The following is a 1,372-nucleotide window of genomic DNA, read 5'->3' as shown; positions in this document are numbered from 1 at the left end:
GCGACCCTGGTGATCGGCACGGGAACACCCGTGGCGGTAGCCAATCCCGTACCGCCCTCCACCCTGCTGAGCACGGCGGCGTTCACGTTGCCGGCCGGGCAGACGGCCACCTTGAAGTACAGCGTCGTGGTCAAGGCCGGGGCGTGGAACAAGGAGCTTGTCAACATGGTGACGGGTACGGCGACCACCACCGCACCGCAGACGTGCGCACCAGGTTCCAGCGGGCCGGGCCCTGACTGCACCACCACGCACCGCACCCCGGGCAAGGTGTTGATCGAGAAGATCGGCGAATCCTCCGGAGGCACCTGGGTGCCGATGGCCGGCTCCACCTGGGCCGTGCACGTGGACAACAACGGCGCCCCCGGCGCCCTCCTGGGAAGCCCGGCCGTCACCGCCGTAGCAGGGCAAACCGGCCGGTTCCAACTCGAAGGAATCCAGCCCGGAACCTACTGGCTGAAGGAAACCAAGGCCCCGGCCGGGTTCAACCTGCTCGCCGAACCGGTGAAATTCACCCTCGCCACCACCGGCGCCCTCACCCTGGGACAGGGTTCCCAGGGCCAAGGCGCCGGTAGTGGGGTTGTGACCAGCACCGACACGGACGGGGACGGGATCTTCCTCCTCACGGTCCGGGACGTGCCGGCACTGAAGCTGCCCGAGTCCGGCGGCATCGGCTGGTGGCCCTTCACCACCGCCGGATCAGTCCTGCTGCTGGCCGCCCTGCCCCTGGCCGCCAACCGCCGCCGCCAGCAGGAGCCCACCACTACCTGACACGAGCCCACCACTACCCGGCACTAGCCCACTAGTACCTAGAAGAATTCCCCTGCCCTGCGTGCGTGTTTGCGGGGCGGGGGCAGCGAATGTTCATTTCCGAGCATCAGCACCACCGCTATGAAAAACCATCACGATGAAAGAGGAATACACAGTGAGTAATCACAACACCGGGCGGCTTTGGAAGACCGCCGCCGCTACGATCGCCGGGGCGGTGTTGGCGATGTCCTTCTCCGTGGCCCCGGCCTCGGCTGCGCCCCTGGTTGATGGGGACAAGACCGGTTCCATCACGGTCCACAAGTTCGAACGTCCCTCCACCCCGACGGGCCTGCCGCACAACGGCACGTCCGTGGACACCACCGGCCTGACACCGTTGGCCGGTATCGAGTTCACGATCCAGCAGGTCAACACCATTGACCTCTCGACCAACGCCGGCTGGGACGCGGCGCACAACCTTTCGGGCGTGTTCGCCCCGGCCAACCCGGCGGCCTCGATCACCGGTGCCGGGTACACCCTGGGCGCTGCCCAGGCGAAGACCACCGACGCTGCCGGGACCGCCGGGTTCACCGCGTTGCCGGTGGGCCTGTACCTGGTGACGGAAACG

General features: G+C 67.5%; 2 protein-coding genes. Both read left to right on the top strand.

The window, feature by feature from the left end:
• Positions 1-768, top strand: a 768-nt coding sequence (locus AB4Y87_RS25860; protein ID WP_442007079.1) for a prealbumin-like fold domain-containing protein, incomplete at its 5' end; no start/stop codon positions are given.
• Positions 769-922: 154 nt separating this feature from the next.
• Positions 923-1,372, top strand: a 450-nt coding sequence (locus tag AB4Y87_RS25855; protein WP_442007078.1) for a SpaH/EbpB family LPXTG-anchored major pilin, incomplete at its 3' end; no start/stop codon positions are given.

The organism is Paenarthrobacter sp. RAF54_2, from assembly GCF_052113945.1.
Classification (GTDB): Bacteria; Actinomycetota; Actinomycetes; order Actinomycetales; family Micrococcaceae; genus Arthrobacter.
This window is presented reverse-complemented; position numbering and strand designations above follow the sequence as displayed.